The organism is Leptolyngbya subtilissima AS-A7, from assembly GCF_039962255.1.
Taxonomy (GTDB): Bacteria; Cyanobacteriota; Cyanobacteriia; order Phormidesmidales; family Phormidesmidaceae; genus Nodosilinea.
In genome coordinates, this window is sequence record NZ_JAMPKY010000003.1 from 467,057 (window position 1) to 479,956 (window position 12,900).

Annotated in this window: 10 protein-coding genes; 3 read left to right on the forward strand and 7 right to left on the reverse strand. The window is 58.6% G+C overall.

All coding sequences use genetic code 11. From position 1 onward, the window contains the following. Nucleotide 1: 1 nt before the first annotated feature. From NC979_RS09410 to NC979_RS09420, 3 genes are all read right to left on the reverse strand, one after another. Nucleotides 2–1,135, reverse strand: coding sequence for a WG repeat-containing protein (locus NC979_RS09410; RefSeq protein ID WP_242023798.1), 1,134 nt, complete (start codon nucleotides 1,133–1,135; stop codon nucleotides 2–4). Nucleotides 1,136–1,284: 149 nt separating this feature from the next. Next, entirely contained in the window at nucleotides 1,285–2,121 is an 837-nt protein-coding gene (locus NC979_RS09415; RefSeq protein WP_190514861.1) for a 3'-5' exonuclease, read from the reverse strand. A 132-nt stretch (nucleotides 2,122–2,253) separates the two neighbouring features. Continuing rightward, nucleotides 2,254–3,297 carry a WecB/TagA/CpsF family glycosyltransferase gene (locus NC979_RS09420; protein ID WP_199308632.1) on the reverse strand — a complete coding sequence of 348 codons (1,044 nt, stop codon included), beginning with the start codon at nucleotides 3,295–3,297 and terminating at the stop codon, nucleotides 2,254–2,256. A gap of 535 nt (nucleotides 3,298–3,832) precedes the next feature. Between NC979_RS09420 and NC979_RS09425 the strand changes: the two genes are divergently transcribed. From NC979_RS09425 to menD, 3 genes are all read left to right on the forward strand, one after another. After that, on the forward strand, nucleotides 3,833–5,545 hold the full coding sequence (locus tag NC979_RS09425) for a diflavin flavoprotein (RefSeq protein WP_190514862.1): 1,713 nt from the start codon (nucleotides 3,833–3,835) through the stop codon (nucleotides 5,543–5,545). 281 nt (nucleotides 5,546–5,826) lie between these two features. Beyond that, the gene (locus NC979_RS09430) at nucleotides 5,827–7,263 is read left to right on the forward strand and encodes an isochorismate synthase (protein WP_190514863.1); all 1,437 of its coding nucleotides are present in this window, start codon (nucleotides 5,827–5,829) and stop codon (nucleotides 7,261–7,263) included. 17 nt (nucleotides 7,264–7,280) lie between these two features. Beyond that, entirely contained in the window at nucleotides 7,281–9,062 is a 1,782-nt protein-coding gene (gene menD, locus NC979_RS09435; protein ID WP_190514864.1) for a 2-succinyl-5-enolpyruvyl-6-hydroxy-3-cyclohexene-1-carboxylic-acid synthase, read from the forward strand. 45 nt (nucleotides 9,063–9,107) lie between these two features. Here menD and NC979_RS09440 read toward each other — a convergent pair whose 3' ends face one another. The 4 genes from NC979_RS09440 to NC979_RS09455 all read right to left on the reverse strand — a co-directional run bounded on the left by NC979_RS09440 (nucleotide 9,108) and on the right by NC979_RS09455 (nucleotide 12,847). After that, nucleotides 9,108–10,229 (reverse strand): sensor histidine kinase, encoded by a 1,122-nt coding sequence (locus NC979_RS09440; RefSeq protein WP_190514865.1) that lies wholly within the window; start codon nucleotides 10,227–10,229, stop codon nucleotides 9,108–9,110. A gap of 64 nt (nucleotides 10,230–10,293) precedes the next feature. Continuing rightward, the gene (locus tag NC979_RS09445; protein ID WP_190514866.1) at nucleotides 10,294–10,521 is read right to left on the reverse strand and encodes a 4Fe-4S dicluster domain-containing protein; all 228 of its coding nucleotides are present in this window, start codon (nucleotides 10,519–10,521) and stop codon (nucleotides 10,294–10,296) included. 128 nt (nucleotides 10,522–10,649) lie between these two features. Further along, complete coding sequence (locus NC979_RS09450) at nucleotides 10,650–11,891, reverse strand: ATP phosphoribosyltransferase regulatory subunit (protein ID WP_190514867.1); 1,242 nt, start codon at nucleotides 11,889–11,891, stop codon at nucleotides 10,650–10,652. Then, nucleotides 11,891–12,847: a J domain-containing protein gene (locus NC979_RS09455; protein ID WP_190514868.1), complete on the reverse strand. Its 957-nt coding sequence runs from the start codon at nucleotides 12,845–12,847 to the stop codon at nucleotides 11,891–11,893. Before NC979_RS09455 ends, NC979_RS09450 begins: the two co-directional genes overlap by 1 nt. Between the last annotated feature and the right edge of the window lie 53 nt (nucleotides 12,848–12,900).

A 12,900-nucleotide genomic window follows, 5' to 3' on the forward strand; every position in this document is an offset into this window, starting at 1 on the left:
GTTACTCCAGACCTTTGAAACCGGCCCCGGAGAGCACCTTGCCCTTGGTGTCGATAAAACCCCAGCGGTTATCGATCTGCACCCGTGCTCGCCCTTCCGAAAATCGCCCGGCATTTGTGTATTGAGGCTCCACAACCCAGGCTCCTTCGGAGTCGATATAGCCGTAGAGCCCATCTTTCTGGACGGCAGCCAATCCTTCGGAAAAGTCGGCGGCATAGGCGAAGCCGGGGGCAATGGCGACCTTGCCCGTGCGGTCGATGTAGCCCCACTTACTCTCGATCAGCACGGCTGCCAGACCTTCGGAAAAGTCTGAGGCAAAGGGTAAGGTGGCCTCGACCACCATGGCCCCAGTGGCATCAATGAAGCCAAAGTTGCGACCCTGGCGCACCCGGGCCAGGCCGTCAGAAAAGCTGAAGGCCCCGTCGTAGGTGGGAGCGATCGCCATTGTGCCGCTGGGGTCAATGTAGCCGTAGAGCCGATCGATTCGCGCCACCGCCAGTGATTCAGAAAAGCTCCAAGCATCCTTCAGCTCTAGGGGAATGGCGGTGCGGCCTTCGGGGTCAACATAGCCGTAGGTCTCCCCGAGTTTGACCAGAGCGCGATCGCCCACAAACCGTTCCGCCAGGTCAAACTGGGGCTCAATCACCCACTCACCCTGGAGATTGATGTAGCCATACTTGGTGCCCCCCTGCACCGCCGCCAGCCCCTGAGAAAATGACTTAGCCTTGCGAAACTGCACCGGTATGGCCCACTGGCCCTGGCGATCGAGGTAGCCAAAGTAGGCTCCGGCTTGGGCAACTGCTACCCCCTCGGCGTAGTCAGCCGCCACAGTAATGTTTTCATCGTCAACCCTGATGCTCAAGTTGCCCTCGCGATCGATATAGCCCAGGCTGGTGTTGAGGCGCACCAAGGCGACCCCTTCGGCAAAGTCTGAGACGGTATCGAACAGCAGGGGGCTAGTCATCGCGCTCGCTAGGGCAATGGGTTGAGGGTTTATGAACTCTAGCATTGTGGTGGTCTGCTGCTGCATGCCTTCAAAGGCAGCTAGAGGCGGCCCACAGGCTACCAGGGTCGGTAGCGCCAAGACTACTCCACCCCAGGCCCACGTCCGCTGTCGTTTGTGCGATCGCGCCATAAAATCCCCCTGGCCTCACCCCAGGCCTGCAATAGTCATTTCTCTCAACCCCCCACCCCTGTAACCATGACGAATTTTTTGTCGGCTGTGGGGAGAATTTAAAAAACCAGGTCTAGTGTGTGGTGGAGGTTAAACGCAGGCGACGCTCTTTAACCTCCCGCCTCACCTAGATTGAGTGACAGCTGCTCTGGGTAGAGCTCGCGGTAAAGGGTTTCCAGGTCGCCCCGGCGATACATATGACGATTGCCTCGCCTTGAGGTGCGGCGTTCACAGCCGCGGGCGTCGAGCTGCCGCTGCAGGTCGACCCGAGGGCAGTCAAACACCTTGACAGCATCCCGCAGGGGCACCCACTGCTCGACAAACTGCTGCCGCAGGGCATCGTCAGAGGTGTTGGCCAAACGTTCTAACAGCAAATTGGCCAGTAGCCAGCAAGCCTTGGTATCGGCTAGGGCGCGATGCGATCGCCCCACATCAAAGCCGAAGTGTCGCACCAGCTGCGGCAAACTGCGGGAGGGCAGATCGGCCAGCAGCAGCCGCGACAAAATTACGGTGCAAAACTGCTGGGCCTCAGGGCGCTTAAAACCCTGGCCCAGCCGCTGGTACTCCGCCTGAATAAAGCTGTAGTCAAAGGCCAGGTTGTGGCCGGTGAGCACCCCTTGGTCTAGGGGCGATCGCAGCGCTTGCCATACCACATCGGCAGCGGTACCCTGCTCGACCATGGCGGTGGTGATGCCCGTTAGCCGGGTAATGGTATGGGGTACGCGCACCTTGGCATTGACCACAAAGGATGCCTCGTGAATAATCCCCTGGTCTAGCGAACCCTGCACCAGCGCAATTTCAATCACCCTGGCCTCGTCTGGACGAGACCCAGTTGTTTCTACATCTACCACCGTCAGCAGCCCCTTGGACAACTGGCGGTAGTAGGCCAACAACTGGTCTGTCAAGAGCGCAGATTGAGCAATACCACCCACCGACACAGGAACCATAGGGCAAAGACTAGGGGAACCCTCCTAAGGTGCCATATTTTGTCTGACGCCACCGCTCAGACCCTAAAAACTTAGCCAGGCAACCTAACAGCTACCTGGCTAAACCAACGGATCGAGCATATCCCGGTAAGACTATCCAACCTTACGAGACGCGGTTCCATCCACGGTGGGCTTGCGCCAGAGCCGGGCAAAGCGCTCTTTGATCACCAACCACAGGAAGGGAAAATCGTCGACCAGGTAGCGTTTCCACAGTCGCCCGGGCTCGGTGCTCAGGCGGTAGAGCCACTCTAAGCCCAGCTTGCTCAACAGTTCCGGCGAGCGGGGCTTATTGCCCGCCTCAAAGTCGATGGCGGCCCCTACAGCTAGGAAAATATCAATATTGGGCAGCTGCTCGCGGTACTTGGCGATCCACTTTTCTTGTTTGGGTGCGCCAACGCCTACGACCAGCACGTTGGCGGGCGACTGACGAATCATCTCCAGGATGCGATCGCACTCGGTCTCGTTCTTTTCAAAGCCAAAGGACGGCGAGTGGGCCTGCACAATAATCTGCCGCCCAATGCGAGCATTGATGCGCTCCATCGCCTGAGCCGCAATGCCGTCCGCTCCGCCCATCAAAAAGATTTTGATGGCTTCGTTGTTACGGTGGTGCTCACAAAACATGGGAAACAGGTCTGACCCCGAAATCTTAGCTTTGAGAGGCGTGCCCAAAAACTTAGAAGCAAACATCAGCACCTGGCTATCGCAGACGCGATAGTCGGCCTTGCTGTAGGCCTTGACAAAGTCCATATCCTTTTGGAGCTTCATCAGGTGATCGACGTTGGGGGTAAATACCACGCCCTTCTTAAGCTGGCTCAAAAAGTCATTGACCGAAATGTTGTCGATCGGAATGCTAAGAATCTCGACCTGGGTTTGAATGCGCTCGTACTGCTGTTTGCGCAGCTCTCGGGCGGTGGATTCTAGGGCTGCCTTGCGAAACTGCCGATACAGCTGCTTGACGTTTTCTGCTGGTACCGGCTCACCAGCCTGAACTGCCGCCAGAGAAGCACCTGCTGGGTCAATCGATGACAAATTGCTGGGCTCTAAGCCCTGCTCCACAACTGGATTGATAACGACTTCGTTGACAACAGCTGCATCAATAGCTGATGTGACAACTTGTCCAGTAGACTGTGACTCCATAGGATTATCCAACTTCAAGAACCAGAGAGATACCGATTAACTAAAGCGCTTAGGTAACTGTTTGCCCTACGCCAACAACCCCTATTGCTTGCTCAACCCTCGATGGTTCGTTGGGCAAATGCGACCGCTGCTACAAACTAGCTTAGTGTTACAAAAATAACTAGTCATATTGGTATAATCACGGTATTTTGTCGGGATGCTTGCTGGTTAGGTGGTGGAAAGGGGTGACCCACCTCAACCCAGTGCGCAGATCTTCGCTTACTGTCTTAGGAGACTCACTCAGTCTAGGGCAGGGTGCGAGAAAGCACGGACAGCATCGACACAGTTCATAAAAGCTGAATACCTCTGTGAAGCTGACTTTGACTTCACCGCGATCGCAGGAGACAGCTACTTGAGGCAGGAGCAGCTCGGGCTGCTGTTCCCTCTATCCTTTAGAATTGCAGCAGTCTGACTAATGCTTTGGTGGTTCTGTACGGCCTTTCACCGAGTGCAGATTACCTACAGGGCGCTTGAAAACTGCCGTTACCTATTGCCCATGACCTCTCCTCCTCGCGATGTTCAGCTTTACGCCATGGCCGCAGGCACCACGGTCCTGCGCTGCCGCAGTTGGAACCGCCTTCGGTTTGAGATTGAGTACGGGTTAGAGCGCGGCACTACGGCAAATACCTATCTGATTCAGGCCGATCGCGTTGCCCTGATCGACCCCCCTGGTGAATCGTTCAGCGACATATTTCTAGCTGCCCTAGAGGGCCACATTGACCTATCTCAGCTGAATTACATCGTTTTAGGGCACATCAACCCCAACCGGGTCGAGACTTTAAAGATTCTGCTGAAGCGGTTGCCAGACGTTACTGTGGTGTGCTCAAACCCTGCCGCCTTAGCTCTCAAGGACCTGCTGCCTGAAGCCTCACCTCACCTTCGGGTCATTCGCAGCGGCGATGATCGCCTCGATTTAGGCCAAGGCCATCATCTTCAGTTTGAGCTGATTCCCACCCCGCGTTACCCTGGTGGGCTGGCTACCTTTGACCCTTACTCTCAGGTGCTGTATTCTGACAAGCTCTTTGGGGCTCACCGCTGCGACGATGCGGTCTTTGACCTCAGCTGGCAAGACCTGCTCGAAGATCGGCGCTACTACTTTGACTGTCTGTTTGCTGCCAGTGCTCGCCAGGTGCTCGCAGCCCTGGGTCGTGTGACCACCCTACCCTTTCAGACCTTGGCTCCTGGGCACGGGCCGGTGGTGCGCTACAGCCCCCGAGAACTGGTACAGAGTTACCGTGACTGGGGACAAGCCCAAACCAGCCAAGACCTCTCGGTGGCGCTGATCTATGCCTCGGCCTATGGCAATACAGCCACCATTGCCCAGGCGCTGGCCCGAGGCATCACCAAGGCCGGAGTGTCGGTGGAGTCGATCAATGCTGAGCAGGCTAGCCCCGACGAAATCAAATCGGCCGTAGAAGGCTCGGCTGGGTTTTTAATGGGGTCGCCTACCCTGGGTGGCCACACCCCTACTCCGATGCAGACGGCCCTGGGGATTGTGCTGTCGACCGCTTCTAAGACCCAGCCGGCGGGGGTGTTTGGCTCCTTTGGCTGGAGCGGGGAAGCCATTGATCTGTTGGAGAGCAAGCTCAAAGACGGCGGCTATAGCCTGGCCTTTGAGCCCATTCGCGTGAAGTTTAAGCCCACCGATGTCACCCTCAAATATTGCGAAGAGGTGGGCACCGACTTCGCTCAGGGGCTCAAAAAGGCCACGCGAGCGAAGCAGCCGCGCACCCCGGCCTCAGCGGTGGAGCAGGCTGTCGGCCGGATTGTGGGGTCGCTGTGCATTGTCACCGCCCGCCATGGGGAGGTGTCGAGTGCCATGCTGGCCTCTTGGGTGTCCCAGGCTTCCTTTGCGCCGCCAGGGTTTACGGTGGCGGTGGCCAAGGATCGGGCGATCGAGTCGCTGCTGTACCCCGGCTATGGGTTTGTGCTGAATATTTTGGCGGAGGGACGGCACCTGGGGCCGATGAAGCACTTTCTCAAACCCTTTGCCCCTGGCGAGGACCGCTTTGCCGAAATTGAAACTGATGTGGCCGAGAATGGCGCGCCGATCTTGACTGAGGCGATCGCCTACCTAGAGTGCACCGTCGAGCAGCGTATGGAGTGCGGCGATCACTGGCTGGTATACGCCACGGTGCAGGCGGGCCGGGTGTTAGATGGCAACGGTAAAACCGCCATTCACCACCGCAAAACCGGTACTCACTATTAAGCTGCGTGAACGACTGGCCCCGAAGTGGTTACGCCATAACCGAATATGCTACCAGTAGGGATACTGCCCAAGGGGCTGAGCGGCTTAACTGGAGCCTGTTTCAGCTTGCTATGAAACCTAGCTCGTAGGTTCAGCAGGTGGGGCAAATTGGGTCAGGGTGCCGGTGGTTTGGGTTCAGTGGGCCTAGACAACCGGGGCGGCTGGGCATTCTATAGCCAACACCGCCGACCGTGACGAGGTTGACCGCTCATACAGTAAACCGCTTTAAAATCCCAAGGTTTATGCCCGTTGTTTCTCACTGCTCCGATCGCGACCAGACGTTGCAGTCGGCCTACCGGTTTTTAGATCGTCGGTTGGGTCAGGCGCGGCAGAGTCATCAGCCCCAGCTGGTGAGCCTGAGTTTTGATATTCCCCCGGTTGACCCGCTGATGGTGTTGGCCCGGCTGGCTCCCAGCAGCGATCGCCACCTGTACCTTGAAACCCCCGCCGCTCAGCGATCGGTGGTGGGATTTGGTGCCGCGCTGGTCTACGAAACTGCGGGAGCGCGCCGCTTTGCCCAGGCCCGCCGATTCATTGAGCAGTGGCGTGGCAAAACCCACCGCTACAGCGAAGCAGGGCCAGCTGCGGCTCTGAGCGGGGCTGATGGAACCCGATTTTTTTGCGCATTCACCTTTTTTGCCGACTCTCAGGATGGCGAGGCGACCTTTCCTGCCGCGACGGTGGTGTTACCCCAGTGGCAGCTGGTGCGCCAGGGGGGGCAGGGCGTACTGACGCTAAATCACCTGGTGACGACGACCTCCGATGTGGAGACCATCATTGACGACCTGGCTAACCAGCTGCGAGCAGTAGAGCGCCTGGGCACGGCTCCCTGGCGCGATCCGCTGCATCCGGCTCGGCTACCGGTACAGCCTGTGCCCGAGGCTGGCCAACAGTTCAGGACGGCCGTAGACCGCGCCCTGAGCTACATGACCCGGCATCCGGTACAAAAAATTGTGCTGGCCCATGCCCTAGACTGGGTCAGCACTGAGCCGATACAGCCTCTGGCGGCCCTGGGGCGTCTGCGGCAGCGCTACCCGGACTGCCATGTATTTTCCGTGGGCCAGGGCAACGGCAAGACGTTCATGGGAGCCAGTCCGGAACGGCTGCTCAGCCTTACCCAAGGCCAACTAATCACCGATGCTTTGGCTGGGTCGGCGCCTCGGGGGGGCTCGCCATTTCAGGACGACTATCTCGCCCAGGGGCTATTGCACAATCCCAAAGAACGAGGAGAGCACCGGCTGGTGGTAGAGTTTTTGGCCCGGCAGCTCCGGAGCGTAGGGCTATGGCCCCAGTACCAGCCTCGGCCTAAGGTGCGGCGACTGTCCAACATTCAGCATTTGCATACGCCGATGCGTGCCCGCGTGCCCCGTCATATTCACCCGCTGCACATTGTGGAGGCCCTGCACCCAACTCCTGCGGTGGCTGGGGTGCCAACCCGTGAAGCCTGCGACCAGATTCTGCGCTTTGAAGATTTTGATCGGGGGCTCTACGCGGCGCCCTTGGGATGGGTGGGGGCCAATGGCGACAGCGAGTTTATTGTGGGCATTCGCTCGGCGCTAGTGGCGGATACCTGGGTGCGGCTGTACGCCGGGGCTGGTATTGTAGCAGGGTCTAACCCCGATCGCGAGTGGGCAGAAATTAAGCTCAAGCTGCGCGCCCTGGGCGAGTCGCTGGTGTAGGCCCCTTCTATTGATCCATGACTTTTGATTTTCGCAATACTAACGCCCTTTGGGCCTCGGTGCTGGCGGCCACACTAGCTCGACTGGGGCTGAAAACCGCTGTAATTTCGCCTGGTTCACGCTCTACGCCCCTGACTATAGCCCTGGTCAGCCACCCTGAGATTGAGGCGGTGCCGGTGCTCGATGAGCGATCGGCGGCGTTTTTTGCTCTAGGTCTGGCTCGGCGAACCGGGCAGCCGGTGGTGTTGGTCTGCACCTCCGGTACCGCTGGGGCCAACTACTACCCCGCCGTGATTGAGGCGCGAGAAAGCCGCATTCCCCTGCTGGTGCTAACCGCCGATCGCCCCCCCGAGCTGCGCGACTGTGCTTCGGGCCAAACCATCGATCAGCAAAGGCTGTTTGGCACGTTCCCGAACTGGTATGCGGAGCTAGCGGTGCCCGTGGCGGAAGTGGCCATGCTGCGCTATCTGCGACAGATCTTGGGGCAGGCTTGGGGGCGATCGCTCTATCCAGTAGCGGGGCCAGTGCATCTCAACTGTCCCTTCCGCGACCCCTTAGCCCCGATCGCCGATGGCTCGGTGACACACTTAAAGGATGAAATCAGCGATGACTTTCTAGCGGCGGTTGAGGTGCCAGCTTTGGGAGACTTCTCGACACCAGGGATAGATCTGCCTTGGCTGGAGACTTGGCGAGGATGCGATCGCGGCCTAATTATCGCTGGGCCGGCACAGCCCGTCGATCCGCTAGGTTACTGCAAGGCCGTTGCTGCTCTAGCCAACTACCTGGGCTGGCCAGTGCTGGCTGAGGGGTTATCGCCGCTGCGTAACGCAGCCTCATTGAATTCGCACTTGGTTAGCACCTATGACATGGCATTGAGACAGCCCACCTGGGCGAAAGATCTGATGCCTGAGCAGGTGATTCAGCTCGGTCCCCTGCCCACCAGCAAACGACTGCGCCAGTGGCTACAGGATACTCAGCCTCGCCGCTGGGTGCTCGACCCGGATGGGACTAGCCTCGACCCTCTCCACGGTCCGGTCACTGCGGTGCCCCTCAGCGTCACCGCCCTGTCGCGAGCGTTGCCTCCCATCTCAGCAGCGCCTCAGACGGGGCTCTACCACGACCAGTGGTTAGTTTTAGATAAGGAATTGCGTCAGTATCTCGATCGCGCTTTAGCAGAGCTGAATGAACTCTTTGAGGGCAAATCACCCTGGCTGCTGGCCCGCTGTTTGCCGAAAGGGACTCCGGTAGTTGTCGCTAACAGTATGCCGATCCGCGACGTGGAGTGGTTTTGGCCGCCGGGCGATCGCGCCCTGCGCCCCTACTGCAACCGGGGGGCTAACGGCATCGATGGCACGCTCTCGACAGCTCTAGGAATCGCCCACGATGGCCCGCCTGCGGTGCTACTTACAGGCGATCTGGCCCTGCTCCACGACATCAACGGTTGGCTCAGCGTGCCGCGCCTGCGGGGCCATCTCACCGTGGTGGTGGTCAACAACCGGGGGGGCGGTATTTTTGATCAACTGCCCGTCGCCACCCTACCCATCCCTGGCGAACGCTGGTTTGAAGACTTTTTTACCACGCCTCAAACCGCTGACTTCAATCGTCTTTGCGCTGCCTACGGCGTGAACTACGAGCGAGTTGAAACCTGGAGTCAGCTAATGGCCAGCGTCAGCAGTTTACCCACCACCGGTGTGAGGTTGCTGGAGGTACGGTGCGATCGCACCCAATCCCACCACCTGCGACAACAGCTCCTCACTCCTCCAGAGAATCTATCGAACCTTTTGCACCAGAATCCTTAGGCTACACGAGCCCAGTTTCAGCAGTTGGCATTCCCAACTACTCATCTACCCCTCTCCCCCTTTTCCTTTCACTCCCTTCGCCTGGGGCAGCCAAAACGTAAACTCACTGCCCTGACCCAAGGTGCTTTTAACCTCAATCTTGCCCCCCTGCACCTCGACCAAGCGGCGGCAGATGGTCAAACCTAGACCCGTGCCTCCAGAATTGCGGTTACGGGAGCGATCGGCCCGCCAAAATCGCTCAAATACGTAGGGCAAGTCTTCCTCAGCAATCCCAATGCCGGTGTCAGTCACGCTGACGTAAACCCGGCTGTTCTGGGCCCATGCCTTGACCGTAACCGCGCCCTTCTCGGTGTAGCGCAGGGCATTGCCCAGCAAATTGATCACGATTTGCTCAATGCGGCTAGGGTCGGCGTCCACCAGCGGCAGATCGGGCGGACACTGCAAGGTAATTGCGACGCGATCGGTGCTAGCAAACTGGTCGGCAAAAGGTCGCACCAGCGCGGTCAGCATTGGGCACAGCGCCACTGTCTGGGCTTGGATGGGTAGATAGCCCGCTTCCAGCTTAGACAGCTCTTGTAGGTCATTGACTAGGCGCTGGAGGCGCGTTGTCTCCCCTGCCAACCGCTGGTAAAGCTCGGGCTCTGGGGCAACGGTGCCATCTGCCAGCCCCTCCAGATAGCCGTGGATGATTGTTAGCGGAGTGCGCAGTTCATGGGTGAGATCGCCAATCAGCTCGCGGCGGTGCTCTTCCACGCCCTCCAGATCTGCCGCCATGCGATTAAAACTGCTGGCCAACCGCTGAATTTCCAAAATTTCTGAGGGCGGCACGCGGGCGTTCAATCGGCCAGCGGCAAACGATCGCGTCACCTCCGTCATCTGATCAAGCGGGCGAATGATGCGCCGCGACACCAAGTAGCTCAAGCCCCCGGCGGTACCCCCACCCACCAAGATCGCCCACAGCATGCCCCGGCTCCAGGCGGCCTCAAACCCCTTGACTAGCTGGGTGCGACGCTGCACGCTCAGCACCCCATTCTCATAGCGCTCCAGGGAAATCACAAAAAGACGGGGGGTGTAAAGCCTGCCAAAGATAGCCAGGGCCAAAATGCCAATTCCCATCACCGCTAGGTGAGAGATGAAGAGACGGCTACGGAGACTAATTTTGGCCATAGTACAGGACGACCTTGAAGTTTTGCCTGGGGAGGGAAGACCCAGCACCCTAGGCTAGACCAAACTAGGTCGGGGTGTTTTGCAGTTCGGGCTGTTCTTCGGGCAGAATAGCGCCTTCTACGGGGCACACCTGGAGGCAAATGCCGCAGTCAATGCAGGTTGAAAAGTCAATCCAGTACCAGTCGGTGCCCTTGGTGTTTTTGCCGGGACCTTCGTGGATGCAGGCTACTGGGCAGGCGTCGACGCAGTCGGCGACGCCTTCACAAACGTTAGTCACAATCGTATGGGCCACAATCTCTCCTCATAGGCACAAAATAATGTCGGGGAATTGAAGTTCCCCTGGGTAGACAGTTTGGCTACCCTAACCCTGTAACTATTTTCCCGTAAGAAATTTGGCCAGGGCAAAGGCCATCCCCAACGTTAGTTCAGAGCTTCAATATCTGGCAAGCCGTCGGGGCCGATCCAGGCAATGCGGCTAATGCGGCGCTGACGGGCTAGATCGCGGGTGGCAGCGGGCAGCTCACCGTCGGCTAGGTGCACCTCAGCCCGCACCAGACTAGCTGAGGCTCGTAGGGTTTGGGCGTAGGTAAAGGCTGCTGCCGCTGCCTGGGGCACGGTGGGCACCACCAGCCAATCGCTAGGGGGCGTATCCTGAGGCAGATGGCCCGTGGGCAGCAGCGCTTGGTGCAGAGCCTCAATGTTTAGTACGAAGCCAATACCCGGGAACCCCTGACCTTGCGCCTGAAAAACACCTAATAGGTGGTCATAGCGGCCCCCCTGCCCAAGCACTTGGCAGCCCTGCTTAGGGCCAGTGACTACCTCAAATACCAGCCCAGTGTAGTAGTCAAAGGGTTGAATCAAGCTGAGATCGAGCGTCAGGGCTGGGGTAGGGCGCTGACTCCCGGCTTCCGTGTTGATGACGTCTCGCACTAGGGCAACCAGCGACTTTAGACGCTCCACCGCTGTTTGGGCTTCAGGTTCTAGGGCAAGCTGCCCCAAAGCCTGGAGCACGTCCTCAGGGTGACCGCGTAGGTCAAGCAGATGCAGGGCGTGCCGGTGCAGGTCTGGGGATAGACCCATGTCATCGAGAGCTACCCGGTCGAGGGCGGCAAGGGCTTGTCGCACCGCCTGGCGCTGGTCAGGAGCAAAGGGGGTGAGCAACGCCTGGGTGAGCTGGGCGTCGCCCAAGATCAAGCACCAGGAGTCGAGGGAGAGGCTGTGGAGACAGTCGAGCAGCAGCAGCACGATCTCGGCATCGGCTACTGTTGCCCCGGCTCCGAGCAGCTCGACTCCGGCCTGGTAAAACTCCTGCTGGCCTCCGTGGCTACCCTGAGTCGCCTGGCGAAACACGTTGGCGTTGTAGTAGAGCCGCTGGGGATAGGTAACTCTAGCCAAGCGGGTGACTGCGGTGCGGGCGATCGAGGCGGTCAGCTCAGGCCGTAGCCCCAAACGCTTACCCGCGACGGGTTGAAGCTCAATCACCGCTTCCTGGTCGATCGCTCCCCCCGCCATTAAGGTATCCATCCGCTCTACGGTGGAGGTGATGATGCGGTGGTAGCCCCAGCGCTGAAATACCTGTTCTAGGCGATTCTCAATCCAGTATTTTTGAGCAACGTCAAGGGGTAGTAGGTCGCGCGCGCCGGTAGGGGGTTGGTAGGTCATCACTTTTTCTTGCCTCCAAACAGGCCAAAGAAACCACCGCCCTGGTTGGAAGATTTGGAGTTAGAGGCTTTGGTATTACTTCCTTTTGATTTGGCGGTCTGAGTCGACCCGGATGTAGACCCACCGCTAGTCTTATCTACCCGAGCCTGAACGGACTGCGCCCTTTCGTCATTGGGGTCGATCTCGAGGGCGCGTTTAGCGTGGATGCGGGCCATGGTGCTCTGACCGGCCTTGAGATAAATCGCCGATAGGTAACTATGGCACTGAACATTGTTGGGATAGGCTTTGACGGCTTCCCGCAGTTCTAAAATGGCTCGGCTATAGTCGCGGTTTTGATCGTATTCCTGGGCTCGGTTAACGTAGCTCTCTAGAATAGCCGCCTGGTTTTGCCGGGCCGTTGGCACTGTCGTTGTAGGGGCGGAAGGGGCAGCGTTGGGGCGCGATTTAGCGGCGCTGGCCGGGGAGCCAACCGATGGGCCATCGTTGGCACTGCTGCGGTACAGATAAATTAGGTTGAGCTCACTCAGTTCACCGATCACCCCAGTCACATTCTCCAGGTCGTCGAATTGACTTTCGGCTAAGCTACCAACGGCTTTGCGGTAAGCCGCGTCGGCATGGGGAGCTTTGAGCAGGGACTGAGCCTCTGCAGAGCTAACCGTGGGTGCTGTGCCGATCTGGCGTAGGGACTGCGCTTTGAGCTTGAGCATGATGCCATGCTCAGTACTTGACTTTTCCTGGGTCAAGGCCTCGTAAGCGGGGTTGACCAGCTTGGAGAGAATGTCGCTGGCCCGTTGGGCATCGGTAGCGGCGGCCCCAGATAAACTGTCGGGATGCAGCATACGGGCGATCGCCAGGTAGCGTTTGCGCACAGCCTTGGCATCAGCCGTTACTGGCACTCCCAGCACAGCGTGATGGTCATCAAAGTCAAGTTGAAACAGCCCTTGATCTGGTTTCATGGTCACTTACCCGAGGGACGACTCAGGGAGCAATAAGACACAAATTAAATTCT

Coding starts and splice junctions, on each gene's coding strand:
- NC979_RS09425 (WP_190514862.1), top strand. CDS start 3,833: ATGACCTCTCCTCCTCGCGATGTTCAGCTTTACGCCATGGCCGCAGGC.
- NC979_RS09450 (WP_190514867.1), bottom strand. CDS start 11,891: ATGACCTACCAACCCCCTACCGGCGCGCGCGACCTACTACCCCTTGAC.
- NC979_RS09415 (WP_190514861.1), bottom strand. CDS start 2,121: ATGGTTCCTGTGTCGGTGGGTGGTATTGCTCAATCTGCGCTCTTGACA.
- NC979_RS09430 (WP_190514863.1), top strand. CDS start 5,827: ATGCCCGTTGTTTCTCACTGCTCCGATCGCGACCAGACGTTGCAGTCG.
- NC979_RS09420 (WP_199308632.1), bottom strand. CDS start 3,297: ATGGAGTCACAGTCTACTGGACAAGTTGTCACATCAGCTATTGATGCA.
- menD (WP_190514864.1), top strand. CDS start 7,281: ATGACTTTTGATTTTCGCAATACTAACGCCCTTTGGGCCTCGGTGCTG.
- NC979_RS09410 (WP_242023798.1), bottom strand. CDS start 1,135: ATGGCGCGATCGCACAAACGACAGCGGACGTGGGCCTGGGGTGGAGTA.
- NC979_RS09455 (WP_190514868.1), bottom strand. CDS start 12,847: ATGAAACCAGATCAAGGGCTGTTTCAACTTGACTTTGATGACCATCAC.
- NC979_RS09440 (WP_190514865.1), bottom strand. CDS start 10,229: ATGGCCAAAATTAGTCTCCGTAGCCGTCTCTTCATCTCTCACCTAGCG.